The organism is Aliiroseovarius sediminis, assembly GCF_022678485.1.
Classification (GTDB): Bacteria; Pseudomonadota; Alphaproteobacteria; order Rhodobacterales; family Rhodobacteraceae; genus Aliiroseovarius; species Aliiroseovarius sediminis.
On the sequence record NZ_JALBYP010000028.1, the window covers coordinates 102,164 to 125,631 of the forward strand.

Sequence of the window (23,468 nt, forward strand, 5' to 3'; positions counted from 1 at the left end):
CACGCCTCCGTGATCGTTTTTCTTGGAGGCATCGGCTAATTCGTGCCCAATACCGCAAGGCACCCGCCCGGGTCGCCCAAGCTTATCTGTCTGGGAGGACACTCTATGAAATTCCTGACCATGGCCGCATCTGCTATCGCGCTGGCGGCATCTGTAACCACTGCGACTGCCGCCTGTGATGAAGGCGAACTTGTCATCAAGTTCAGCCACGTGACCAACGCGGACAAGCACCCAAAAGGCATCGCTGCCTCGCTTCTGGCTGAACGCGTCAACGACGAGATGAACGGCACGGCCTGTATGGAGGTTTATCCGAACTCGACCCTTTACAATGACGACCAGGTGCTCGAAGCGATGCTGCAAGGCGATGTGCAACTGGCTGCGCCCAGCTTGTCGAAATTCGAAGCGTTCACCAAGGTTTTCCGCATCTTCGATCTGCCCTTCATGTTCAAGAACATGGAAGCGGTCGATGCGTTCCAGCAATCTGAAATCGGTGAGGCGATGAAAGCGACGATGGAACGCCGCGGGCTGAAAGGGTTGGAATTCTGGCACAATGGTCTGAAGCAGTTTTCGGCCAACAAACCGCTGCTTTTGCCGTCCGATGCGGCTGGTCTGAAATTCCGCGTGCAGCCCTCGGACGTGCTGGTGGCGCAGATGAAAGCGCTGGGCGCAAGCCCGCAGCCCATGGCCTTTTCCGAGGTTTACGGCGCGCTGCAAACCGGCGTTGTGGACGGGCAGGAGAACACTTGGTCAAACATCTATGGCAAGAAGTTCTTTGAAGTGCAGGATGGCACCACCGAAACCAACCACGGTCTGCTCGACTACATGGTTGTGACAAACGTGGACTGGTGGGAAGGGTTGGACGGTGCGGTGCGCGACCAGCTTGCAACGATCCTGCGTGAAGTGACGGAAACCCGCAACGCCGCCGTGGGAGAGGTGGACGGTGAAGCCCGTCAGGCCGTTCTGGACGCAGGCGGCGAAATCCGCGAGCTGACTGACGAGCAGCGTCAGGCATGGGTGGATGCAATGAAGCCGGTCTGGGAAGAGTTCGAAGGTGACGTGGGCGCCGAGAACATCGCGGCTGCGCAAGATATCAACGCGCAGCACTAAGCAGATCGTTTCGGGGCCTGGCCTGCGCGTTGGGCCCCGGACCTATCCCATTGATGCGACGGGCCCTGGACAAGGCCGAACCCGCGCCCGGCCTCATGCGGAGGGGACAGTCATGAGCACACACAACCAAACGACCAAAGGCTTCGAAGAGACGGCAATCGCCATCATTCTTGGCCTCATGACGATGATCACCTTCGTGAACGTGGTCATGCGATATGTTTTCAATTCATCGCTGATCTGGGGGTTGGAAGTCACACTGATCCTGTTTGCCTGGCTTGTGCTTTTTGGCGTGAGTTACGGCGTTAAGGTTACGGCCCATCTGGGTGTTGATGCCTTGACCAACATTCTGCCCACCCCCGCACGCAGGTTTCTGGCGCTGGTCGCAGCGGTGGTGTGCATCGCCTATGCTTTCCTTTTACTAAAAGGGGCATGGGATTACTGGGCGCCCTACGCTGCGCTTGATCGCACATCGGGGCGTTGGTTTCCGACGGGCTTCGAGAAAACGCGGTCACAGGCGTGGTACATCACCGATCAGGTGCCGATGCTTGATTTCCTGCGCTTCTTGGAAGGCTGGATCAACGAAGGCGAGGCTTACGATAAATTCCCCCGCGTGATCCCCTATGCCATCCTGCCTGTGGGCATGGCCCTGCTTCTGTTTCGCTTTATTCAGGCAACCTTCCGTATCTGGCGTGGGCAGCAAGACAGCCTGATCGTCAGCCACGAGGTAGAAGACGAGATTGACCACCTGCAAGACACCCGGTCGGAGACTTAACCCATGGACGTCGTATTCCTTTTCGCCATGGTCATCGGGCTTCTGATGATCGGTGTGCCGATCGCAGTTGCCCTTGGCATGAGCTCGATCATCTTCCTGCTGGTCTTTTCAGACACCTCGCTCGCCTCGGTCGCGCAGAGTTTTTATCAGGCCGAGGCCGGGCATTATACGCTGCTTGCGATCCCGTTCTTCATCCTTGCCTCAAGCTTCATGTCGACGGGCGGCGTGGCGCAGCGGATCATCCGCTTCTCGATTGCCTGTGTGGGGCACTTTCGCGGTGGCTTGGCGATTGCGGGTGTGTTTGCCTGTATGCTGTTCGCCGCCCTGTCCGGGTCAAGCCCTGCAACGGTGGTCGCCATCGGAACAATCGTCATCGCGGCGATGCGTCAGGTCGGTTACACCAAGGATTTCGCGGCGGGCGTCATCTGTAATGCTGGCACGTTGGGTATCCTGATCCCGCCCTCAATCGTGATGGTGGTCTATGCCTCGGCGGTGGAAGTTTCGGTCGGCCGCATGTTCTTGGCTGGTGTCATCCCCGGCATCATGGCCGGTGTCATGCTGATGATCGCGATCTATGTGATTGCCACGATCAAGGACATGCCAAAGGGTGATTTCGCGGGCTGGAAAGAGATCATCGCCAGCTTCTCGGACGCGCTTTGGGGGCTTTTGCTGATCGTGATCATCATGGTTGGTATCTACGGCATTCCCGGTGTCACCGGCGCGCTGTTCACCCCGACCGAGGCCGCTGCGGTTGCCTCTGTCTATGCGTTTCTTGTCGCCACGTTCATCTATCGCGACATGGGGCCGCTGGCGGACAAGGGCGAGGGAAAGAAAAACCTGCTGCAAAAGCCACACGCGCTGATCACGGCGTTTTTCCATGCTGACACCCGCAAGACCCTGTTTGATGCGGGAAAGCTGACCATCACACTGATGTTCATCATCGCCAACGCCCTGATCCTGAAACACGTGCTGACGGATGAGCAAATCCCGCAACAGATCGCAGGTGCGATGCTGTCGGCGGGCTTTGGCAAGATCATGTTCCTGATCATCGTGAACATCATCCTGTTGATCGGCGGGCAGTTCATGGAGCCATCGGGCCTGATCGTGATCGTTGCGCCCTTGGTGTTCCCGATTGCGATCGAACTGGGCGTCGATCCCATCCACCTTGGTATCATCATGGTGGTGAACATGGAGATTGGGATGATCACGCCGCCGGTCGGATTGAACCTGTTCGTGACCTCGGGTGTGGCCGGGATGCCGATGATGCGGGTTGTGCGCGCAGCGGCTCCGTTCCTTGCCGTGCTGTTCGTGTTCCTGATCATGGTGACTTATATCCCCTTCCTGTCCACATGGTTGCCGACCATGTTGATGGGGCCAGAGATCATCACGAAGTAAAGGGCGGGCTGCATCTGCGGCCCACCCTTCAAAATATAACGCCGGGCGTAAATCGCCCGGCGTTTACCGTTTCACTCGTTACGCCTTCGGTCTAGCGGCCAAAGGTTGCGAAACATTGAACTCAGCTTTTCAGTTTGCAGGTGTTGATTCCCAACAGCGTATACAGGCCGCAATATCCCAAAGCGCCCGTGACCAGCGGAATAATCCCGATCAGAGCCCAGATCGGGCCGCCCGCAAAGAAATACCAGCCCAGAAGGGCAAGGCCGACGACGACGCGAATGATGCGATCAATATTACCCGTGTTTTGCTTGAACATGGTGTTCTCCTTTTCTGCTTGTCCCACATGTAACATGGGGTGCGGACAAAGGCGTGTGACGAGGTCACACAGAAAAAGGGTCAAAATGCCGCGCCGCGCACGACCTGGTTCAATGCTTTGCGGTCAAGGATCGTCACCACGCCGCGTTCTTGGGCGATGCAGCCCGATCGCGCCAGCTTTTCAAGCCTCCGCGACACGACCTCGCGCGCGGTGCCGATGGCGGTGGCCATTTCAGCCTGCGTCATGTGCAGGCACCCGTCGGAGTCGGAACGGTCAAGGATCAGTGCGGCCAGACGTGACTCGACCGACATGAAGGATACGTTTTCAATCAACTGCATCATGGCTTGCATACGTTCGGCAAAGGCCGAGAACACTAGCCGCCGAAACGCTGGGGAGCTGTCGATCAGCGCGAAAAACACATCGCGCGGGATCAGAACCAGCCGCGCGGCGGTTTCTGCGGTTGCCTCGGCGGTGTAATCATCGCCACCCAGCAGGCCCAGTGTCGACTGGATGCAACTTTGCCCCGGCTCAACGCGATACAGCAGGATATCGCGCCCAGTTGGGCCAACAAGGTTTACATCCACCTGGCCCGACAGCATGACGACATAGCCTTTGACCGCTTCGCCAGGGCAGAAGAGCACAGCACCTTTAGGCACCTCGACCGGGGTCAAGGTGCCAAGCAACGCGCGGGCAGGCGCATCCAGCCCGGCGATTTCGGCGGTGTTATTGGTCCAGCTCATACCGGCAGGTTAGAGTGTTTTGGCCCTAGCGGCGACTGCGTTTTTCAAACCGTGGCAACATGGCCGAAAAATCCATGCCTTCGCCGCCTTCTTCGTCCACGAATTGGGTGTAAAGCGCGGTCGCGGCTTTGCCCAGCGGCGTGTCTGCATCGGCGGCCTCGGCGGCCTGTTGGCTCAGGCGCAGGTCTTTCAGCATCAATTCGGCCGCGAAACCGGGCTTGTACTCGTTATCAGCGGGCGATTGCGGCCCAACTCCGGGAGCGGGGCAATAGGCGTTCATCGACCAGCTGTAACCGGACGAGGTGGACACGACGTCAAACATCTTTTGTCGATCCAGCCCCAGCTTGTCGGCAAGCGCGAAGGCTTCGCAGGTGCCGATCATGGTGATACCAAGGATCATGTTGTTGCAGATCTTTGCGGCTTGACCTGCACCGCTTTCACCGCAATGCACGGCCTTCTGGCCCATGATGTCGAACAGGGGGGCGGCCTTGGCGAATGCGTCGGCAGATCCACCTGCCATGAAAGTCAGCGTGCCGCCTGACGCGCCACCAACACCGCCCGACACCGGCGCATCGACAGGCAAAAGCCCCGCATCTACGGCCTGTTGGGCCACGTCGCGGGCGCTTTCCACATCCACGGTCGAGCAGTCGACGAAAGCGGTGCCCTTGTTCATCGCAGGCACGATCTCGTTTGCGACGGCGCGCAGGATCTGGCCATTGGGCAGCATGGTGATCACCACGTCTTGCCCCTTGGCGGCTTCAGCGCCCGATGCGGCCATGCTGACGCCCGCGATTTCGACTGGCGCCATGTCGAAGCCTGTGACCTCGTGACCCGCTTTGGCAAGGTTCGCGGCCATCGGGCCACCCATGTTGCCCAGTCCGATAAATCCGATTTTCATGGCTCGTCTCCTAAAAATGTCAATTCGTTGTCGCCCAGCGGGGCGAGCATGGCCTTGACCGCGTCTGCGGGCAGTGCGTCCAGATCATGTTTCCAGTGGGGGGTGCGATCCTTGTCGATGACCGCGGCCCGTATGCCCTCCAGCAAGTCCGAGTGTTCGAGCGCACGGTAAACAAAGCGGTATTCCAATTCCAGCGACGCACGCACGTCATAGGTGGTGGATAGCTGGCGGACGATGTCGATTGTGCAGGCCATAGACAGGGGGGAGTTGCGGCCCAGGACTTCAAGCGCGTTGGTGGTGAATACGCTGTCTTCGTTGCGCAACGAATGCAGTATTTCGCCAAGGCTACCACCACCAAAATGGGCGTCGATCATGGGTTGCATCGCAGAGAGGTTGCCCGGAATGGCCGGGATTGCGGCCTCATTGATTGAGTTGGGATCGCCACTGCGCGTCAAGTCCGCCTTCAATGCTGGCCATTTGGCTTGCGGGATCACATAATCCGCAAAGCCTGCGTGGATCGCATCGCCAGGCGCCATGCGCGCGCCTGTCATGCCGATATAGGTGCCCAGTTGCCCCGGCGCGTGCGCCAGGATCAGCGAGCCGCCCACATCCGGCACCAGCCCGATACCGCATTCAGGCATTGCCATGCGCGACGACCGCGCCATGATCCGGTGGGATGCATGACAGCCCACGCCGACACCGCCGCCCATCGTGAAGCCCTGCATGAAGCTGACGATGGGCTTTGGATATTCGAACAGCCGCGCGTTCATTCGATATTCGTCGCGCCAGAAATTCCGGGCGCGGGTTGGGTCGCCGGACTTTCCGATTTCGTAAATCTCGCGGATGTCGCCACCGGCGCAGAAGGCGCGGTCGCCCTCGGCGTCGATCAGGATCAATGCAACCTCGTCGTCGTCCACCCAGTCGATCAGAGCAGCGTCGATGGCCAGACACATATCATAGGTCAGCGCGTTCAGCGCGTCAGGGCGGGTCAGGGTAATCCGCCCGGCTTTGCCCTCTTTCCGGATCGATATGTCAGACATTAGCCGCGGTCTCGTTCTGCCAAAAGTTGACGGGCGACGATCAGGCGCATGATCTCGTTCGTGCCTTCAAGGATTTGGTGCACACGCAGGTCCCGCACGATCTTTTCGATGCCGTAATCCGCCAGATAGCCATAGCCGCCATGCAGTTGCAGGCAGCCATTTGCGACCTCGAACGAAACATCCGTCACCATCAGCTTGGCCATTGCGCAGAACTTGGGTGCATCGGGCGCGCCTTGGTCCAGCTTCCAAGCTGCTTGACGCAGGAATGTGCGTGCGGATTGCAGCTTGGTCTCATACTCTGCCAGTTTGAACTGAAGCGCCTGAAATTGGTCGATGGTTTTGCCAAACGCCTTGCGTTCGCCCATATATTGCAGGGTCAAATCCAGCGCCTTCTGCGCGCCACCAAGCGCACCCGCCGAGATATTCAGCCGCCCGCCGTCAAGCCCGGCCATCGCATAGACGAAGCCTTTGCCTTCTTCACCCATCAGGTTTTCCAGCGGAATTTTGCAATCGTCGAACTGCACCTGCGACGTGGGCTGCGCGCGCCAACCCATCTTGCGCTCGTTCGCGCCAAAGCTCAGCCCCGGCGTGCCGGCTTCGACTACCACGGTGGAAATGCCCTTGGGGCCGTCTTCGCCCGTGCGGCACATGGTAACGTAAACGTCCGAGTAATTGCCGCCCGAAATGAACGCCTTGTTGCCGTTCAGAACATAGCCGTCGTTGTGCTTGTCAGCGCGGGTCTTGAGCGCCGCCGCGTCCGAGCCTGACCCCGGTTCGGTCAGGCAGTAAGAGAACACCTTTTCCATGGAGCACAGGGCGGGCAGCCATTTTTGCTTGTCTTCTTCCTTGCCGAACTTGTCGATCATGCCGCCGCACATATTGTGGATCGAGAGAAACGACCCGACGGCTGGGTCGGCCATCGCCAGTGCCTCAAACACCAACGTTGCATCCAGCCGGGTCAGGCCCGATCCGCCATATTTTTCCGAGACATAGATGCCGCCCAGACCCAGTTCGCCCACTTTCGGCCACAAGTCTTTCGGGATTGTGCCCTCAGCCTCCCATTTCTCGGCGTTGGGGGCGATGTGCTCCTCGCCAAAGCCCTTAGCCATATCGAAGATGAGGGTCTGTTCCTCGGAAAGCGCGAAATCCATGTATCTCTCCCGTCCACGTGATTGTGGATACGTTATGGCGCGATTCTTACAGAAGTTTTTCAACGGGGTAGAGCATTCCGTCGCGTCGTAATCTGCCGTTACGTCAATTGCGACTGGTTTGGGTCAGAGATCGGCGTGGAATTCGTCGATCAAATGCCGCACAACGTCCTGAAGTGCCTGATCTTTCGGTTTTTCGGCTTGGATGCTGTCGTGATACACGGCCCGCTGCCGATCAGCGGAAGTGCCGGTTTCAAGGATGCTGCGCGCGGCTTCGACCTCGATCGTGCAGCCAAGGGCGTCGGCGTCTTGTTCAATCAACAGGAATATATCCGACAGAAGTTGTGGAAAATCGACAATTTCGCCGATGCCGAAGTCGATTAGCCCGTTATTGACGCCATAGCGCTGCGCGCGCCAACGGTTTTCGGCCACAAGAAAGTTATCATATAGCCGCCAGCGTTGGTTGCGGGCCTTCAGACGCCACAACATCCGGGCCAAGCATTGCGTCAGTGCGGTCAGGCTGAGCGTATGTTCCAAACGGGGTTGAACGTCGCAAATGCGCGATTCAATCGTGGGAAATCTTGATGAGGGGCGCAGGTCCCACCAAATTTTTGAACTGTCCTCGATCACGCCGATATCAACCAGCGCCTGGACGGACTTTTCGAATTCGGACCAGCCGGACAGATGCGGGGGCAGACCGGTGCGGGGCAGGTTGTCGAAAACGGTCAACCGATAGGATGCAAGGCCGGTGTCATCACCTTGCCAGAATGGCGAACTGCCAGACAGAGCCAGAAGATGAGGCAGAAAATAGCTGAGCTGGCTGACAAGATCGATCCGTGTGTCCGGGTCGGGGATGCCCACATGGACATGCATCCCGCAGATCAACATTCGCCGCACTACTCCCGCCAGATCGCGCCTGAGGTCGTTATAGCGATCCTTGTCCACGTGATGCTGTTCTTTCCAGTTCGCAAACGGGTGACAGGACGCGGCGATGGGGGCCAGCCCATAGGTCTTGGCGTGTTTTGCGACGGTCGCGCGCAGATATTTCAAATCCTCGCGTGCCTCAGAGACATTGGCGCAGACGCGGGTCCCGATCTCGATCTGACATTGCAGGAACTCCGGGCTAACCTGACCCTCAAGCTCGGCTGTGCAATCGTCCATCAGCCCGGCGGGGGCCTGCGCAAGGGCACAGGTTTCACAGTCAACCAGCAGATACTCCTCTTCGACACCAATCGAAAAAGGCGGTTCCTTGGGGGCCATCCGGGTGTCCTTTCGCCTGTGTCTTTGGCGATCAGTTTTGCACCAAAAGGCGAATGCGACAAGCATGGCGCCGGTTTTGGTTCGATGAGAGGCTGACAAATCGAAACCAGTATTGTTGCTTGACCTTGGGTCAAGGTGTAGATTTGTTGGTATGGGAGCATCCGCGCCGGGATTAAATAAACATGAGTACTGCGACCTACTATGAAGATCACGAGCTGCTGTTTGTTCGCTGTAGCGAGCATATTGATGTCGCGAGCTGGGCCGAATGGATCATTTCTATTGGTGCGCGCCACGAACGGTTGGTGCTGGTCGATTTGCGGGCCATGCACACAATCGACCGCCCGGCTGATGGCGCACATGAATATGTGAACCTGCATAGTAAGCTGAACCCAGACTATGCCCCGGCCCGCAAGATGGCTTTGTTGGCACCCGGCCCACTCACTTTCGTTCAAGCGCGAGTGTTCGAGCAGATCGCGCAGGACAGCATTACGACCGAGATCGAGGTGTTCCGCGAAGCCGCCGAGGCATTGGCATTTCTTGGCGTCTGCGCCGATGACGTGGACACGTTCATCGCGTCGTTGGGCGAGGGGCGGCGGCTGGGATAGGCCGAAGATTGAACCCCCACAAAAGAAAATGCCCCGGTCAAGAAACCGGGGCATTTGTTGTTCATTAGATGTGGCCGATCAGTCGATGGCGCGGAAGTGGAACTCGCCCCCTTCGCGGATGCCCGACGGCCAGCGCGAGGTCACGGTCTTGGTGCGCGTATAGAATTTGAACGCGTCCGGGCCATGCTGGTTCAAATCGCCAAAGCCGGATTTCTTCCAGCCGCCGAAGGTGTGATAGGCCAGCGGCACCGGAATCGGGACGTTGATGCCCACCATGCCGATGTTGATCCGGTTGGCAAAGTCGCGCGCGGTGTCGCCATCGCGGGTAAAGATCGCGGTGCCGTTGCCGTATTCGTGATCCATCGCGTGGCCGATCGCCTCTTCGTAATTCTGGGCGCGCACCATGGACAGGACGGGTCCGAAAATTTCGGTCTTGTAGATGTCCATATCGGTGGTCACGTTGTCAAACAGGTGCGGCCCGACAAAAAAGCCATCTTCATAACCCTGCAGGCTGAAATCGCGGTTGTCGACGACAAGATCTGCGCCCTGTTCAACGCCCGAGTTGATCAGGCGCAGGATGTTTTCCTTGGCGGCAGCGGTCACGACCGGGCCGTAATCCACATCATCGCCTGCGGTATAGGGCGCGACTTTCAGCTTCTCGATCCGCGGCACAAGGGCGTCGCGCAGGCGGTCTGCGGTCTCGTCCCCCACTGGCACCGCGACCGAGATCGCCATGCAGCGTTCGCCGGCGGCACCGAAGCCTGCCCCCACCAGCGCGTCCGCGGCTTTTTCCATATCCGCGTCGGGCATGATGATCATGTGGTTCTTTGCGCCACCGAAACACTGCGCGCGCTTGCCGTTCGCTGTGGCGCGCGAATAAATGTAATGCGCAATCGGCGTCGACCCGACGAATGCCACGGCTTGGATTGTTTCGTTGTCCAAGATTGCGTCTACGGCTTCTTTGTCTCCGTTCACGACCTGAAGGATACCGTCCGGCAGGCCGGCTTCCTTGCACAGTTCAGCCAGCATGAGCGGGACCGAGGGATCGCGTTCGGACGGTTTCAGGATCATCGCGTTGCCTGAGGCCAGCGCAGGCCCCATGCCCCAAAGCGGGATCATGGCCGGGAAGTTGAACGGCGTGATCGAGGCGACGACACCCAACGGCTGGCGCATGGAATACATGTCGATGCCGGGGCCAGCTGAATCGGTGAATTCACCCTTCAGCATCTGGGCTGCGCCGATGCAGTATTCGATCACTTCAAGTCCACGCTGCACGTCGCCTTTGGCGTCGGGGATGGTCTTGCCGTGTTCTGCCGACAATGCCTCGGCCAATTTGTCCATGTCGCGGTTGATCAGGCCGACAAGCGCCATCATCACACGACCGCGTTTTTGCGGGTTGGTTGCGCCCCAGGCTTTCTGCGCCTCGGCGGCTTTGGCTACCGCGTCGTCCATCTCGGCTTGCGAGGCCAGTGCGACCTTTGCCTGCACTTCCCCGGTGGCGGGGTTGAAGACGTCTGCAGTGCGACCCGAGGTTCCGTCAACGATCTGGCCGTTGATCCAATGTCCAAGTGTTTTCATGATAGATCTCCCATCTGTTCGCGACGAGGATAGCCTTGCATTTATGCCAGTAAAAGGGGCAGTTTGCCAAAAAGGGTTTGCAAATTTGCAAAGGGTGGTGAGGGCTGTGAGGCTGGATGCCTCCGGCGGGGATATTTCTGGCCAGAAGAAACGCGATCAGGGCAGTGCTTGAAAGGTGGATCGACGATGGATTGGGATGATTTACGGATTTTTCTGGCGGTGGCGCGGGCGGAAAGCCTGTCGCGGGCGGGCAGGGTGTTGCGGCGGGATGCGGCGACCGTGGGCCGTCGGGTGGCCAAGCTTGAGGGAGATCTGGGCCAGCCCTTGTTCACCAAGTCGCCGCAAGGCTATGCGCTGACTGAAGTGGGGTCGCGGCTTCTGGCCCATGTTGAGCGGGCCGAGCAGGCGGTCCTGTCCGGGGTTGATGAATTGTCGGGCCAATCGGGGCGGTTGTCGGGGCAGGTTCGTATCGGGGCGACGGATGGCTGTGCAAGCTATATTCTGCCTCAAGTTTGTGCCGCCATTCAAAAGCAACACCCCGATCTTGAACTGCAAATTGTTGCCCTGCCGCGTGTGATCAACCTGTCCAAGCGCGAGGCGGACATGGCGATTACCGTGTCGCCGCCGCAGACCGGGCGGATAACGGTTCAGAAGGTGACGGATTATCATCTGCATCTGGCGGCAGCGAAAGAATATCTTGCCGATGCGCCACCGCTGAACACGCTTGAAGATCTGGGGGTGCATCCCATAGTGGGCTATATTCAGGACATGATTTTCTATCCCGAGCTGGATTTCCTGACCGGTATGGGGATCGAGCGGGTTGCGCTAGCGTCGAACCTTGTGTCGGTGCAGTTAGGTATGGTGCGCGAACGGGGCGGGGTCGGGATCACCCATGATTTCATATTGCCGTTTGCGCCTAACCTGCAACGTGTTCTGATCGACGAACTGTCGATTACCCGCGCGTTCTATCTGATCCGACATGAAGGCGATGTGCGGGTCGAGCGGTTTGCCCGTGTCGCCGAAGCACTGGCGCGTGGCATCCGCGGCGAGGTGGCCCGGCTGGAGGCGCTTGCGTAAACCGCGTTTTCCGTTGCTGCACTTGCAAACAGGCCTTGACATATTGTTGCGCTTGGGGTGACGCTAAAGACAGAAAAATGCACGCATTTCATCAGGCAGGAGGGCCGTATGCTTATTCACCAGATCCTTAAAGACAAACCACTGGCGGGTGTTGCGACGGTCAAGCCGGGCACCAAAGTGTCCGATGCCGCGAACCTTCTTTCTGAAAAGAAGATCGGTGCCGTGGTCGTGTCGGCGGACGGTGTGCGTCCGGATGGCATTCTGTCGGAGCGTGATATTGTGTCCGCGCTGGGTCAGATTGGGACGGGGTGTCTGGATCAGTCCGTGGATGATTTGATGACGGCTGAGCTTGTGACCTGCCTGCCGGGTGATCGGGCCATTCAGGTTCTACAAACCATGACAGAGCGTCGGTTCCGTCACATGCCGGTGATGGAAGGCGACAAAATGATCGGTTTGGTGTCGATCGGGGATGTGGTGAAGGCGCGGCTGGACGAGTTGTCTCAGCAAGCGGATGCTTTGAAGAACATGATCATGGGCTATTGATCGCAGCCCCACTGCAATAGGTTACAAGACGCCGCATTGCAGAAAAAACTTGCAATGGAGGATGCAATATTGTTGCGTGCCATCCATTGCAAGGAGATTAGATCATGCGCATCGGACTTTACCCTGGCACTTTCGATCCGATCACGCTGGGTCACACTGACATCATTCGGCGCGGCTGTGCGCTGGTGGATCGGCTGGTGATCGGCGTAGCCGTGAACACGGGAAAGGGGCCGATGTTTTCGCTTGAGGAGCGGGTCGCGATGGTCGAAGCGGAATGTGCGGTCCTGTCGCGCGAAACAGACACCGAGATCGTCGCCCATCCTTTCGAGAACCTGCTGATCGACTGCGCCCATGATGTGGGTGCACAGATTATAATTCGCGGTCTTCGGGCCGTCACCGATTTCGAGTACGAATACCAGATGGTCGGCATGAACCGAGCGATGGACGACAGTGTCGAAACCGTCTTTTTGATGGCTGAAGCCAAGTATCAGGCAATTGCGTCAAAGCTGGTGAAAGAGATTGCCAAGTTGGGGGGCGATATCTCGAAATTCGTAACCCCCAGCGTGCAGACGCGCTTGCTGGAGAAGATCGGCTAGGGTGCGATTCCGCGCGATATCGGCCCACGATCAATGGAAGCCCGGGGGCAGATGCGACGTTTTTCAGGGCTGAATGCTCAGCTTCAACCCATCATGGGCCGGGGTGATGTGATCTGGCGTTTCGGCGTCAAGGGTGGCGTAATCAAGGTCGATATGCATGTTCGTCAACACGCCTTTTTTGGCGCCAACACGCGCGATCCACTCCAGTGATTCATCCAGATGAAAATGCGTCGGATGGGGCGCGCGCCGCAGCGCGTCCAGCACGAAGGTATCCAGGCCTTCAAGAGCGGGCAGGGCTGGATCTGGGATTTCGTTGACATCGGGCAGATAGGCGAGATCGCCAATCCGGAAGCCAAGTGCGTCCATCAGGCCGTGATGCACCAGAAACGGGGTCAGGCGGATATCACCACCCGCGCCACTGATTACCACGTCGCCGTCGATCATGTGCAGATCAAGAATGGGTGGATAATTCGATCCTTTCGGTTGCACGAAAGCGTAATTGAAGCGGGACAGAAGCGCCTCTTGCGTGGGACCATCGGCCCAGACGGGCAGGCGTTCTTTCAGGTTGAATACCACCATGCGCAGATCGTCGATGCCGTGCACATGATCGGCATGGCTGTGGGTGTAAACAACAGCGTCCAGCGTGCCGACTCCTTCGCGAAGCAGCTGATAACGCATGTCCGGCGAAGTGTCGATCAGCACGCGGGTCACTCCACCATCGTTGCCCTCGCGGGTCACAAGCGCCGAGCAGCGGCTGCGGCGGTTTCTTGGGTTGTCCGGGTCGCAATCGCCCCAATGGCCGCCCAGTCGCGGTACCCCGCCGGACGATCCACAGCCGAGTATGGTGAAATCGATACGTGCCATTACGTGGTTGCCTTGCCGTGGGCGGCTTTGGTGAACAGAAGGTCGAAGTTGGCCTGCGTTTGGGCGGCAAAGTCTGCGTAAGGCAGCCCATAGATCTCGGCCCCTACCTGCGCGGTATGTGCAGTGTAAGCTGGTTCGTTGCGCCGTCCGCGATGGGGGGGTGGGGCAAGATAAGGCGCGTCGGTTTCGACCAGAATACGGTCCACGGGAGCGGCGGCGAAGATATCGCGCAGATCCTGACTGCGCGGGAAGGTCGCGATGCCGGACATGGACAGATAGAAGCCAAGGTCCAAAGCCGCACGGGCAAGTTCAGCGCCGGAACTGAAGCAATGCATGACGCAGGAGTAAGCGCCTTTGGCGTGTTCTTCGGTTAGAATGCGGGCCATATCTTCGTCCGCAGCGCGCGAATGGATGATCAGGGGCAGTCCGGTCTGGCGTGCGGCCGCGATATGAATGCGCAGGCTTTCGATCTGCGCGTCGCGGCTGTCAGCGGTATAGTGGTAATCCAGCCCGCTTTCGCCAATACCGACGAATTTCGGATGGTCAGCCAGTGCGACCAGTTGTTCGACCGTGACCATCGGTTCCGCGGCCACGCTCATCGGGTGGGTGGCGGCGGCGAAGAACACGGGATCATGGGCTTCGGCGATGGTGCGGACCTGATCCAGATTGGCCATCTTGGTGCAGATCGTCACCATGCGCGTCACGCCAGCCGCAGCGGCACGGGCGATGATCTGATCCAATTCGCCTTCGAAATCGGGAAAATCCAGATGACAGTGGCTGTCCGTAATTTCCGGGGTGCTCATGGGGGACGTCCTTGCCTCAGGCGGCTTGGCGTGCCGCCGTCTCGTTGATCTTGAAAACCATATCAAGGATGAGCGCGGCAGGGTCAAGGTTGACCGCCCGTCCGTGACCGGCACGGGCCGATAATTCCTGTTGCAAACCGGCCCATGCGCGGGCGGCATTGGGGCCGGGCGACAGGCGAGCAAGGCAAGCGGCCTCGCCCGCTGCGGCTTCGGCGTGCGGGGGAAGGCCTGCGCCGTGGCGCGCCAGTCGGGCCAGGAACAGATCCAGCAGGCGCAGGATCAGGTCGAACCGGTCCGCATTGGCTTTGCCCACCGCACTGTTCGCCAGCTTCAGCGCGCGCGACCTGTCATAGTCGCGCGGGGCCGAGAATATCTGGACCAGCTCGGCATATGTCTGAAGTCCACCAAGATGTTGAAGCCTCAGCGCATCGCCCGCAGACCCCGCCGCCAGTTCACCCAGCCGCAGCGTATCATCCGCCGAGGGGGTTTCATCAAGCCCCGCCATCACCAGTGCCAGATCCGTGGGCGCCAGCGGAGCCAGACGCAATTCGCGACAGCGCGATCGGATCGTCGGCAACAGGCGCGAGGGCTGGTGGCTGATCAAAAGAAGCACGGCGCCTTCGGGCGGTTCCTCAAGCAGTTTCAGAAGAGCGTTTGCGGCGGATGTGTTCATCTCGTCCGCTACATCGACGATCACAACCCGACGCCCGCCGCCTGCCGAGGACAGCGCGAAGAAGTGCTTCAGCTTGCGCACTTCGTCCACGGTGATGTCGCCTTTCAGCCGCTTGTTCTTGTCATCCCATGGGCGGCGCAGCAGAAAAAGGCCGGGTTCGGACAAGGCCTGAATGCGGCGCGCAACCGGATCATCGGCAGGCACGTCAAGGCTGGATGGGGCAGGTGGTGCAAACATGCCGCCATCATCCGGGGGGGTGGCCAGCAGGAAGCGTGCAATGCGCCAGGCCAGCGTCGCCTTTCCAACACCGCGGGGTCCGGTGATCAGCCAGCCGTGATGCAAGCGGTCCGAGTTGAAGGCGGTTAGAAACGCGGCTTCGGCAGCGTCCTGTCCGATCAGCTGGGCGGCCTCGCGCGGGTGGGGGGCGCCGTCGATCCGGTCGGATTGGGGGATATCGTCTGGATTGGCGCTCATGCGTCGGTCGGGGCCTTGGGCAGGGCCGCGCGGGCGGCGTCCAGCACATCCGCGGCCACCGTGTCGATGTCGCGGCTGCCGTCGATCACCCGAAACCGGTCGGGGGCTTGTCGGGCAAGGTCCAGAAACCCAGCGCGCATCTTGCGTTGCAGATCGGCGCCGAAATCTTCGAACCGTTCCTCGGTGCCGCCGCGACCTTTGGCGCGCGCAAGACCGGTGTCAGGGTCCATGTCGATCAGAAAGGTCAGGTCGGGTTCCCGAGCAATCATCAACTCGTGCAACTTGTCCACCATGGCGCGCAGATCGCCCGACCGGGTGCCCTGATATATGCGTGTGCTGTCGGCGAAACGGTCCGTTATGACGATCTTGCCCGCCTGTAAGGCGGGGTCGATCAGCCGTTCCAGATGGTCACGCCGCGCCGCAGTGAAGAGCAACAGTTCGGTCTGAGCGGACCAGCGATCAGGGTCGCCTTCCAGCACCAGCCGCCGGATTTCCTCGGCCCCCGGACTGCCGCCCGGTTCACGGGTCAGGATAACGTCACGGCCCTTGTCTTCAAGCGCGCGCGCCAAAAGCTTGGCCTGGGTGGATTTGCCCGAGCCGTCGATACCTTCGAAACTGATGAAAAACCCGCTCATGCGCCGGTATCAATTGCTGGCCGGGGCGGGGTCGGCGGGTGCGGTTTCAGGTTCAGTATCCTCGGATGGCGAGGGGATGGGTTGAATAGCGGCTGGCGGCGCGTCATTGCCCATGGCCAAGGCCAGCACACGCTCGGCCGCGACCATCAACCGCTTTCCGAACCCTGCATTGCCCACGCCTTCTTCAGCATAAAGGGGCACGACCGTGTCGTTCAGCCCATCGCGGCTGACGATCATCTGCGCGAGTTCCTGACCTTGCGCGATGGGGGCCGGAATCGGACCGTCCCACTTGATTTCAGCCGAAATGCCGTCGCGTTGCACAGCCGGGATCAGCAGGTTGACATCTTCCGCCGGGACCAGCCCGACCGTATCCTGCGCACCCAGCCAGACATCAGCGACCGCCAAGCGTTCACCGCCCTTCGCGGTGGTTTTCATAGCAAACTGGCGGAACGCCCAGTTGACGATTGCCTCGGCTTCTTCCGCGCGCTCTTTTTCCGAGTTCATGCCCGAGATCACAAACACGATCCGACGGTCGCCCTGACGGGCTGAGCCAACAAGGCCATAGCCTGCTTCCTGCGTGTGGCCTGTCTTTAGGCCATCTGCCCCGATTCCAAGATCCAAAAGCGGGTTTCGGTTGAACCGGTTGTCGGGCGCACGGCCTTTGTAATGGTATTCCGACTGTCCGAAATAGTGATAGTAATCCGGGAAATCGACGATGATGTGACGGGCCAGAATCGCGAGGTCTTTCATCGACATGCGCTGCATCGGGTGCGGCCAACCAGACGAGTTACCGAAGCTGGAGTTTTCCATCCCCAGATCGCGCGCGCGTTCGGTCATCATGCGGGCAAAGGCGGCTTCGGTGCCTGCCAGCCCCTCGGCGACGACCACGCAGGCGTCATTGCCTGATTGAACGATGATGCCTTGGATCAGATCTTCGACGGTTGGCCGATCAGTGCGTTCCAGAAACATGGTCGATCCGCCGGTCGCGGCGGCTTTTTCCGACACGCCGAACGGGGTGCTCATCGTCACGCGCCCATCGGCCAATGCTTCGTAAAGCAGGGTGATGGTCATCAGCTTGGACATCGACGCCGGGGGCAGAGGTATCTCGGCGTTTTTTTCCATCAGGACAGTGCCAGTGTTGATATCCAGCACATAGGCCGAACTGGCGCGCGTTTCAAAGGCGCGGGCGGGAAGGCTGGCGGCGATCAGTATGGCGATCAGGGTGGGGATGAACACGGTCAGACGAAAACGCATCGCGAACTCGGTCCTCTTGTTGGCCCGTCGAGGGCGTCAGTTGGGGTTATCGGCATCAATTGGTCACGGCATAGGCATCTGTAAACCCAAGCCCGACCACTTTTTCGCGCAATGCTGATTGTTCAGCCTTCGTATTTGCAGGGCCGACCAGCACCCGCCAAAAAGTTTTTTCGTTCGATGATCCCGGCTTGAGGATAGCTGCCATGCCAGCCTTTTGCATCTCGTCGACTGTGCGTTGCGCGTTGCCTTCGACCGAAAAGATGCCGATTTGAATATAGGGCTTGGACAGCGCAGTTTGTTTTGGGGCGGGTGCAGGTTGCGCGGCAGGCGTCTTGCGCGGCTTGGCGGACTGTGTGGCTTCGGCCTTGTCCAGAGCGGTTTTGGCGGCAGCGATTGGATCGTCCAGCGTACTTTGTTCAATTGCGCCGGTGGTCTCGTCGGTATCGTCAGGTGCGTCATCTGGGGTTTCGATAATTTCCTCTTTGCGCAGGGCAGTCACGCTCAGTTCGACCGGCGCACCTGCCAGCATCCCAAGGGTCGAGGCAGCGTCTGATGACACCTGAAACCGAGGGCCCGGCACGGCCCGTTCGCGCCGGAATAGAGCGCCCACAACGGATTTGTTATTGGACTGATTTCGGATAATCACCCGTTCGGGGTCCGTCGCATCCGGGTGCGCGACCCAGACACCGCCCAAGCTGGGGCGACCGTCCCAAAGGCCCTTTTCGGCGACCTGAAATATCTCGGGCGCTTCCACATCGCGTTCGCCTGCCTGCCCGGCCTTTGATGCGCGCGTTGACGATGCAGCTTCCTTATTGCCGTTTTTCATGAATGCGGGAAGGTTGGTGTCGTCGCAGCCCGTCAATATCAACGCGCTGCCCAACGCCATGGCCACTTTCAGAGTGGTCTTGCTTGCCATGTCTTGCCCCTAGTTGTCCTGCGGGCCTGATGCCCGCGTCCGCTCTGCCGTCGGGTATCTCTCCCGCTTATCGGCGCAGTCTAACGACACATCGCGCATGTGAAAAGGCTCTCGCGTAAGGTGATCTTTCAGTTGGCAAAAACCAGCCCGCGAAAACATGCTTTCAGAATCGCAACATCACGTTTATCTCTCGCCTCGTCGGAGGAGTGGCAGAGTGGTTGAATGCACCGGTCTTGAAAACCGACGTAGGTGAAAGTCTACCGTGGGTTCGAATCCCACCTCCTCCGCCAACAGCTTTTTTTAAGGATTGGATAAGAAAAGAAGTTTCACGGGTCGAAAACTTCACACCCCCAGTTTACCCCCTTGGTATGGGCTTGTGACATTGTATGCCTTGTATTGCTTATGAGTTACGGAGCAATTCGTATGCGCTGCTTCAACTCTTGAAGTTCCGCGAGAGAAGCTGATTTTTGCCGCTCTGTTTATGGCCATTGATGATGGCTGTGAGAGCACCGGACAGATAGTTAATCGCCGAATTTGAAGCGGTATTGCCCCTCTCGGGGTATTGCTACGCGATGTCCTGCCAAATAATGAATGATCTGCGCTTCGTTGTGTCTAGATCGCCTTATTTTCTGTCCATTTTTTGGTTCGAACCCAAATCTGTCATAAAGGAAAACCCGGTGGCAGGTCATCGCCTTCGCACCGCTCAGGTCGCGCGCGCACGCTGCTCTTGTGTGAAATTGTTCGGCAAATCGTCAAAGCTTGCGTAGTTTTTGTCGTAGAGGCTGGCGTAAAGGCCGTTTCGATCCATCAAGGCATAATGATCGCCTTCTTCCACAACCCGTCCCTGTTGCAGCACGACGATGCGGTCGGCATTGCGGATGGTGGCCAGCCGGTGTGCGATTACCAACCCGGTGCGCCCTTTGAGGAGGGTCTGCAACGCCTTCTGAATCTGCAACTCAGTATAGCTGTCGATATTGGCTGTCGCTTCGTCCAGCACCAGGATGCGCGCATCCGCCACCAGTGCGCGCGCAAAGCTGATCAACTGGCGCTGACCGAGGCTGAGGTTGCCGCCGCGTTCGTCCAGCATCGCGTCGTAGCCGCCGGCCAGTTCCATGACGAAATCATGCGCACCAACCGCCTTGGTCGCCTCGATCACCTCATCGTCGCTGGCCCAATGCGACGCATAGCGAATGTTGTCCATTACGGTGCCGGTGAACAGGAACGGCTCTTGCAGGACCATTGCGATATGACGCCCAAGGCTCTCTTGCGTCACGTCGCGCACGTCATGTCCGCCAACCATTACGGCGCCCTTTTGCACGTCATAGAAGCGGTGGATCAGCGCCATGCAGCTTGACTTGCCCGAGCCGGTGGGCCCGACCAGCGCGACGGTCTCGCCCGATTTGGCTGACAGGTTCACATCATGCAAGACAGGGTGGTTCGGGTCGTAGCCGAACGTTACGTCGCGAAATTCGACCGAGGCATCATCATCCGGCCCCAGTGCCACGGCATCCGGCGCATCCTCTACCGACACTTCGACGTCCAGCACTTCGGTCAGGCGGTGCCCCGAGGCCATGGCGCGCTGCATCACTGAATACTGCATTGTCAGCGAACGGATCGGGTCAAAGAAACGCTGAATATAGAACAGGAACGCGACCATCACGCCGATCTCGATCCGGTCTGACGCAACCATTGCACCGCCCACCACCACGACCGCGGCCATGGCGATGCCGGTCAATGTGTCGACGACCGGCACCATAACCTGCGCCATCCGCGACGACCGCAGGTGTTTGCGATAGTTGTCGCGGGCGAGATCAGCGTAAAGGTCGTAGTTCAGTCCCCCGCGATCCATCCCCTGCACGGCGCGCACGCCATGGATCGCCTCGGCCAAGGCCCCGTTGGTGATTGAATTTGCTTCATGCGCGGCCATGAAGGCCGCACGCGCACGCGTCAGCCACACCACCCGCACAATGAAAAGGACGGGCAGCATGGCGAGCACCAGCAGCCCCAACTGCCAGTCAAGCCAGAGCATCACGAACACGATCCCGAACAGCAACAGGATGTCGCCCACCGATAAAATCGAGCTTTCGAGAAATTCCTGCATCGAGTTGACGTCGCCTTGAAGCCTGCTCATCAGGCGACCCACTTCGGTCTTGTCCATGAACGACAGCGACACCCTTTGCAGGTGGGCAAACATCTGGCGGCGAATGTCGAAAAGCACGTTCTCGGCCACGCGACCGGTTACGCCCTCTTGCAGGCGCGATGCGACGTAGTTGACCCCAATCACCGCCGCAAAGATCGCAACGATCAGTGCCAGCGTGCCGGGAGCGGCATCCGGAGCCATCCCATCGTCGATAGCGTAGCGGATCACCAGCGGGATCGCCAGTTGCATCGCGGTAAAGACCATGACCGCGGTGACCGAGATGGCAACCTGCCGCCTGTAGGGGCGCACGAACGCCCAGATCCGCCGCACCACGCGGCCATCGAAGGCACGGCCAAAGATTTCCTCTTCGATCCGGTGAGATCCAACCACGGCGCGCGGTGCGCGTGGGCGGCCGTCGTCATGCCGTTCCTGCGGTTCGGGGTTGGCGTTGATATGACTCATTGCGCGGCCTCTGGAATCTTTGTGTCGGGGTTGGTTTGCAGGTCATGCAAAGCGCTATAACGGCCGTTCAGGGCCAGCAATTCGTCGTGGGTGCCTTGTTCAACAATGCGCCCCTTGTCCAGAAAAAGGATACGGTCAGCATGTTTCAGGCTGCCCAGACGGTGCGCCACGATCAGTGTCACCCGGTCTTCGGCATAGTCGCGCAGGGCGTGGCGGATGCGCCCTTCGGTGCCCGCGTCGATGGCAGCGGTGGAATCATCAAAGATCAGCACAGCCGGCTTTAACATCAGGGTGCGGGCTATCGACAGTCGTTGGCGCTGTCCGCCGGACAGCGAAACACCCCGTTCCCCCACGATGGTGTCATACTGCTCAGGCAGGCTGTCCACGTAATCGTGAAGCTGCGCCGAGGCGCTGGCCTCGCGGATCTGCGCATCCGCAGCGTAAGGGTCGCCGTAAGCAAGGTTGTTTTCGATGGTGGTGGTGAACAGGAAGGCATCTTGCTGCACTACAGCCACCGCGCGACGCACCGAAGACAGCGTGGCGTCACGGATATCCTGCCCGTCGATGGTAATCGCGCCCTCGTCCACGTCATAATATCGCGGAATAAGGTGCATCAACGTGCTCTTGCCCGACCCGGGCGGGCCGACGATGCCGATGGTTTCACCGCGCCGCGCCTCAAAGCTGATGTTCGAAACTGCCTGTCCCTCTCCGGTATAGGTAAAGCCGACATTGTCCAGCCGCAGCGTGCCCTCTGTCACCTTCAGATCGCTTGCATCCGGGGCGTCGTCCACCTCCAGAGGCATGTCGAGCAGAGCAAAAAGGCGCGCGCCACAGGTTGAGGCACGGGCAAACGCATTGACCATCAGCCCCAACTGACGCACTGGCATTTGCAAGAGCGTCATGAACGTCAGAAACGTGGTAAGCGCGCCAATGCTGATTTCCCCGGCCGCCACCTGCCGGCCACCCACCAGCAGGACCAGCCCCATCGCGGCAAAAAATGCAAGTGTCATTATAGCCGAGCTGTTCACCCGCGTGTCGATCCGGCTATAGCTGAGCTTAAGCGCATCGTTGGATGCCCGGTCGAACTTGGCCAATTCATGATCGGCGGCTGCAAAGGCACGCACAACGCGGATCCCGGCGAGGTTTTCCTCCATCACCTGACTCAGCACGCCCAGCCGCTCCTGTAACAAAAGCCACGTGCGCCTCAGCGTCAGCTGAGTGACGGAACTGCGCCAAGCGGCGAATGGCACGAACGACAGCGCCAGAAGCCCCAGCAGAAGGTCGGTCGAAAGCAGCAGCCATGCACCGATACCGATCAGCAAAACCAGAAGCACCGTTCGCACCAGCGCGGTCGAAAAATACATCCGCACCCCTTCGAGGTCCAGCATCCCGACGGTGATCAGATCACCCGAATGCGCCCGGTCATGGAACGAGAAGGGCAGACGTTGAATCTTGTCATAGATGGCACGCCGCAGATCATAGGCCAGCGCATGACCTACCGATTCAGCCGTGTAGTTCTGTATCAGGGTGAACAGCCCGCGTGCCACACTGACCGCCAGAAGGATCAGAGCCGTTGTCCACAGCATATCGGCCCCGCCCGTGCCATCGGCCACGGCCTGTGTTTGATCCACCGCGCGACCCAACAGCACCGGGATGCTCAACTGTGTCAACACGGCGGCGACGGTTGCGATCAATGCCACGGCCACGCGCGCCGGATACTGTAAAGTCATGCGCGTGATCCGCAAAACCGCCTCGCGCCCCTTGTCGCGGTCAATCGCGGCGGTGCGGCGCAGCACGCGGTCCCGCCCGTGCGGGGTCGGCGATGTCGCGGTGTCGGACGTATCGGTGTCGGACGTATCGGTGTCGGACGTATCGGTGTCGGACGTATCGGTCATGGCAGTGCTTCTGCCGCGAAAACTCTCGGCAGCCTCTTGGAGTGGCCGGGCGCGCGGAAGCCCGGAAAGTCATATGAATCACGCGCAGTCACGCAGGCTGTGCTTACTATCGGAAAAGGACAATGCCGGCAAAGACCGGACCGCAGCGAAGCGGTGACCAGCGCCAAGTATGAAGCTCTGCGCAGAGAGGTCAATGGGCCGAGCGCAGTTTCTGTTTGCATCTCCTGGCCGCCACCGCCTTGATTGTCGAACACCATCTGCGCGGTTGTGGCTCATG

Annotated in this window: 22 protein-coding genes and 1 tRNA gene; 8 read left to right on the plus strand and 15 right to left on the minus strand. The window is 59.4% G+C overall.

From position 1 onward, the window contains the following. The first annotated feature begins 105 nt into the window (after positions 1 to 105). The 3 genes from MN186_RS08785 to MN186_RS08795 all read left to right on the plus strand — a co-directional run bounded on the left by MN186_RS08785 (position 106) and on the right by MN186_RS08795 (position 3,274). Positions 106 to 1,107, plus strand: coding sequence for a DctP family TRAP transporter solute-binding subunit (locus tag MN186_RS08785; protein WP_242114007.1), 1,002 nt, complete (start codon positions 106 to 108; stop codon positions 1,105 to 1,107). Between the two features lie 112 nt (positions 1,108 to 1,219). Further along, positions 1,220 to 1,879 carry a TRAP transporter small permease gene (locus tag MN186_RS08790; RefSeq protein WP_242114008.1) on the plus strand — a complete coding sequence of 220 codons (660 nt, stop codon included), beginning with the start codon at positions 1,220 to 1,222 and terminating at the stop codon, positions 1,877 to 1,879. A 3-nt stretch (positions 1,880 to 1,882) separates the two neighbouring features. Next, entirely contained in the window at positions 1,883 to 3,274 is a 1,392-nt protein-coding gene (locus MN186_RS08795; protein WP_242114009.1) for a TRAP transporter large permease, read from the plus strand. 121 nt (positions 3,275 to 3,395) lie between these two features. Here MN186_RS08795 and MN186_RS08800 read toward each other — a convergent pair whose 3' ends face one another. The 6 genes from MN186_RS08800 to MN186_RS08825 form a co-directional block, all read right to left on the minus strand. After that, on the minus strand, positions 3,396 to 3,590 hold the full coding sequence (locus MN186_RS08800; RefSeq protein WP_242114010.1) for a YgaP family membrane protein: 195 nt from the start codon (positions 3,588 to 3,590) through the stop codon (positions 3,396 to 3,398). Between the two features lie 80 nt (positions 3,591 to 3,670). After that, complete coding sequence (locus MN186_RS08805; RefSeq protein ID WP_242114011.1) at positions 3,671 to 4,330, minus strand: Crp/Fnr family transcriptional regulator; 660 nt, start codon at positions 4,328 to 4,330, stop codon at positions 3,671 to 3,673. 25 nt (positions 4,331 to 4,355) lie between these two features. Beyond that, positions 4,356 to 5,228, minus strand: a complete 873-nt coding sequence (mmsB, locus tag MN186_RS08810; RefSeq protein WP_242114012.1) for a 3-hydroxyisobutyrate dehydrogenase — start codon at positions 5,226 to 5,228, stop codon at positions 4,356 to 4,358. After that, positions 5,225 to 6,268: an enoyl-CoA hydratase/isomerase family protein gene (locus tag MN186_RS08815; protein ID WP_242114013.1), complete on the minus strand. Its 1,044-nt coding sequence runs from the start codon at positions 6,266 to 6,268 to the stop codon at positions 5,225 to 5,227. Before MN186_RS08815 ends, mmsB begins: the two co-directional genes overlap by 4 nt. After that, on the minus strand, positions 6,268 to 7,419 hold the full coding sequence (locus tag MN186_RS08820; protein ID WP_242114014.1) for an acyl-CoA dehydrogenase family protein: 1,152 nt from the start codon (positions 7,417 to 7,419) through the stop codon (positions 6,268 to 6,270). Before MN186_RS08820 ends, MN186_RS08815 begins: the two co-directional genes overlap by 1 nt. Positions 7,420 to 7,542: 123 nt before the next feature. After that, on the minus strand, positions 7,543 to 8,676 hold the full coding sequence (locus MN186_RS08825) for a carboxylate-amine ligase (protein WP_242114015.1): 1,134 nt from the start codon (positions 8,674 to 8,676) through the stop codon (positions 7,543 to 7,545). Positions 8,677 to 8,858: 182 nt separating this feature from the next. Between MN186_RS08825 and MN186_RS08830 the strand changes: the two genes are divergently transcribed. After that, complete coding sequence (locus MN186_RS08830; protein WP_242114016.1) at positions 8,859 to 9,281, plus strand: hypothetical protein; 423 nt, start codon at positions 8,859 to 8,861, stop codon at positions 9,279 to 9,281. 78 nt (positions 9,282 to 9,359) lie between these two features. Here MN186_RS08830 and MN186_RS08835 read toward each other — a convergent pair whose 3' ends face one another. Next, entirely contained in the window at positions 9,360 to 10,859 is a 1,500-nt protein-coding gene (locus tag MN186_RS08835) for a CoA-acylating methylmalonate-semialdehyde dehydrogenase (protein WP_242114017.1), read from the minus strand. Between the two features lie 186 nt (positions 10,860 to 11,045). Here MN186_RS08835 and MN186_RS08840 point away from each other — a divergent pair, with 186 nt between their 5' ends. The 3 genes from MN186_RS08840 to coaD all read left to right on the plus strand — a co-directional run bounded on the left by MN186_RS08840 (position 11,046) and on the right by coaD (position 13,075). Further along, positions 11,046 to 11,936 (plus strand): LysR family transcriptional regulator, encoded by an 891-nt coding sequence (locus MN186_RS08840; protein ID WP_242114018.1) that lies wholly within the window; start codon positions 11,046 to 11,048, stop codon positions 11,934 to 11,936. A gap of 108 nt (positions 11,937 to 12,044) precedes the next feature. Continuing rightward, complete coding sequence (locus MN186_RS08845) at positions 12,045 to 12,479, plus strand: CBS domain-containing protein (RefSeq protein ID WP_242114019.1); 435 nt, start codon at positions 12,045 to 12,047, stop codon at positions 12,477 to 12,479. 104 nt (positions 12,480 to 12,583) lie between these two features. Continuing rightward, a complete protein-coding gene (coaD, locus tag MN186_RS08850; protein ID WP_242114020.1) occupies positions 12,584 to 13,075 on the plus strand; it encodes a pantetheine-phosphate adenylyltransferase in 492 nt (163 codons plus the stop codon). Positions 13,076 to 13,138: 63 nt separating this feature from the next. Here coaD and MN186_RS08855 read toward each other — a convergent pair whose 3' ends face one another. Genes MN186_RS08855 through MN186_RS08880 form a run of 6 tightly spaced genes read right to left on the minus strand, consistent with a single transcriptional unit; the run spans position 13,139 to position 18,694 of the window. After that, positions 13,139 to 13,939, minus strand: a complete 801-nt coding sequence (locus tag MN186_RS08855; protein WP_242114021.1) for an MBL fold metallo-hydrolase — start codon at positions 13,937 to 13,939, stop codon at positions 13,139 to 13,141. Then, positions 13,939 to 14,742, minus strand: coding sequence for a TatD family hydrolase (locus MN186_RS08860; protein ID WP_242114022.1), 804 nt, complete (start codon positions 14,740 to 14,742; stop codon positions 13,939 to 13,941). Before MN186_RS08860 ends, MN186_RS08855 begins: the two co-directional genes overlap by 1 nt. 16 nt (positions 14,743 to 14,758) lie before the next feature. Then, positions 14,759 to 15,889: a DNA polymerase III subunit delta' gene (locus tag MN186_RS08865; RefSeq protein WP_242114023.1), complete on the minus strand. Its 1,131-nt coding sequence runs from the start codon at positions 15,887 to 15,889 to the stop codon at positions 14,759 to 14,761. Next, on the minus strand, positions 15,886 to 16,524 hold the full coding sequence (tmk, locus tag MN186_RS08870; RefSeq protein ID WP_242114024.1) for a dTMP kinase: 639 nt from the start codon (positions 16,522 to 16,524) through the stop codon (positions 15,886 to 15,888). The genes MN186_RS08865 and tmk overlap by 4 nt, the downstream gene beginning before the upstream one ends. A 9-nt stretch (positions 16,525 to 16,533) precedes the next feature. Continuing rightward, the gene (locus MN186_RS08875) at positions 16,534 to 17,778 is read right to left on the minus strand and encodes a D-alanyl-D-alanine carboxypeptidase family protein (protein WP_242114025.1); all 1,245 of its coding nucleotides are present in this window, start codon (positions 17,776 to 17,778) and stop codon (positions 16,534 to 16,536) included. A 55-nt stretch (positions 17,779 to 17,833) separates the two neighbouring features. After that, entirely contained in the window at positions 17,834 to 18,694 is an 861-nt protein-coding gene (locus tag MN186_RS08880) for an SPOR domain-containing protein (RefSeq protein ID WP_242114026.1), read from the minus strand. Between the two features lie 200 nt (positions 18,695 to 18,894). Between MN186_RS08880 and MN186_RS08885 the strand changes: the two genes are divergently transcribed. Then, positions 18,895 to 18,984: transfer RNA gene (locus MN186_RS08885), tRNA-Ser, on the plus strand. A gap of 413 nt (positions 18,985 to 19,397) precedes the next feature. On the opposite strand, the gene MN186_RS08890 is transcribed toward MN186_RS08885, so the two are convergent. Then, positions 19,398 to 21,296 carry an ABC transporter ATP-binding protein gene (locus MN186_RS08890; protein WP_242114027.1) on the minus strand — a complete coding sequence of 633 codons (1,899 nt, stop codon included), beginning with the start codon at positions 21,294 to 21,296 and terminating at the stop codon, positions 19,398 to 19,400. Next, entirely contained in the window at positions 21,293 to 23,191 is a 1,899-nt protein-coding gene (locus tag MN186_RS08895) for an ABC transporter ATP-binding protein (RefSeq protein WP_242114028.1), read from the minus strand. Before MN186_RS08895 ends, MN186_RS08890 begins: the two co-directional genes overlap by 4 nt. Positions 23,192 to 23,468: the final 277 nt, after the last annotated feature.

What these genes read in the sequence shown, in the direction of transcription:
- MN186_RS08815 (WP_242114013.1), bottom strand. Translation starts at nt 6,268, where the DNA reads ATGTCTGACATATCGATCCGGAAAGAGGGCAAAGCCGGGCGGATTACC.
- MN186_RS08805 (WP_242114011.1), bottom strand. Translation starts at nt 4,330, where the DNA reads ATGAGCTGGACCAATAACACCGCCGAAATCGCCGGGCTGGATGCGCCT.
- MN186_RS08835 (WP_242114017.1), bottom strand. Translation starts at nt 10,859, where the DNA reads ATGAAAACACTTGGACATTGGATCAACGGCCAGATCGTTGACGGAACC.
- MN186_RS08845 (WP_242114019.1), top strand. Translation starts at nt 12,045, where the DNA reads ATGCTTATTCACCAGATCCTTAAAGACAAACCACTGGCGGGTGTTGCG.
- MN186_RS08800 (WP_242114010.1), bottom strand. Translation starts at nt 3,590, where the DNA reads ATGTTCAAGCAAAACACGGGTAATATTGATCGCATCATTCGCGTCGTC.
- MN186_RS08880 (WP_242114026.1), bottom strand. Translation starts at nt 18,694, where the DNA reads ATGGCAAGCAAGACCACTCTGAAAGTGGCCATGGCGTTGGGCAGCGCG.
- MN186_RS08855 (WP_242114021.1), bottom strand. Translation starts at nt 13,939, where the DNA reads ATGGCACGTATCGATTTCACCATACTCGGCTGTGGATCGTCCGGCGGG.
- MN186_RS08790 (WP_242114008.1), top strand. Translation starts at nt 1,220, where the DNA reads ATGAGCACACACAACCAAACGACCAAAGGCTTCGAAGAGACGGCAATC.
- coaD (WP_242114020.1), top strand. Translation starts at nt 12,584, where the DNA reads ATGCGCATCGGACTTTACCCTGGCACTTTCGATCCGATCACGCTGGGT.
- MN186_RS08865 (WP_242114023.1), bottom strand. Translation starts at nt 15,889, where the DNA reads ATGAGCGCCAATCCAGACGATATCCCCCAATCCGACCGGATCGACGGC.
- MN186_RS08825 (WP_242114015.1), bottom strand. Translation starts at nt 8,676, where the DNA reads ATGGCCCCCAAGGAACCGCCTTTTTCGATTGGTGTCGAAGAGGAGTAT.
- MN186_RS08795 (WP_242114009.1), top strand. Translation starts at nt 1,883, where the DNA reads ATGGACGTCGTATTCCTTTTCGCCATGGTCATCGGGCTTCTGATGATC.
- MN186_RS08860 (WP_242114022.1), bottom strand. Translation starts at nt 14,742, where the DNA reads ATGAGCACCCCGGAAATTACGGACAGCCACTGTCATCTGGATTTTCCC.
- MN186_RS08840 (WP_242114018.1), top strand. Translation starts at nt 11,046, where the DNA reads ATGGATTGGGATGATTTACGGATTTTTCTGGCGGTGGCGCGGGCGGAA.
- tmk (WP_242114024.1), bottom strand. Translation starts at nt 16,524, where the DNA reads ATGAGCGGGTTTTTCATCAGTTTCGAAGGTATCGACGGCTCGGGCAAA.
- MN186_RS08785 (WP_242114007.1), top strand. Translation starts at nt 106, where the DNA reads ATGAAATTCCTGACCATGGCCGCATCTGCTATCGCGCTGGCGGCATCT.
- MN186_RS08830 (WP_242114016.1), top strand. Translation starts at nt 8,859, where the DNA reads ATGAGTACTGCGACCTACTATGAAGATCACGAGCTGCTGTTTGTTCGC.
- MN186_RS08820 (WP_242114014.1), bottom strand. Translation starts at nt 7,419, where the DNA reads ATGGATTTCGCGCTTTCCGAGGAACAGACCCTCATCTTCGATATGGCT.
- mmsB (WP_242114012.1), bottom strand. Translation starts at nt 5,228, where the DNA reads ATGAAAATCGGATTTATCGGACTGGGCAACATGGGTGGCCCGATGGCC.
- MN186_RS08895 (WP_242114028.1), bottom strand. Translation starts at nt 23,191, where the DNA reads ATGACCGATACGTCCGACACCGATACGTCCGACACCGATACGTCCGAC.
- MN186_RS08890 (WP_242114027.1), bottom strand. Translation starts at nt 21,296, where the DNA reads ATGAGTCATATCAACGCCAACCCCGAACCGCAGGAACGGCATGACGAC.
- MN186_RS08875 (WP_242114025.1), bottom strand. Translation starts at nt 17,778, where the DNA reads ATGCGTTTTCGTCTGACCGTGTTCATCCCCACCCTGATCGCCATACTG.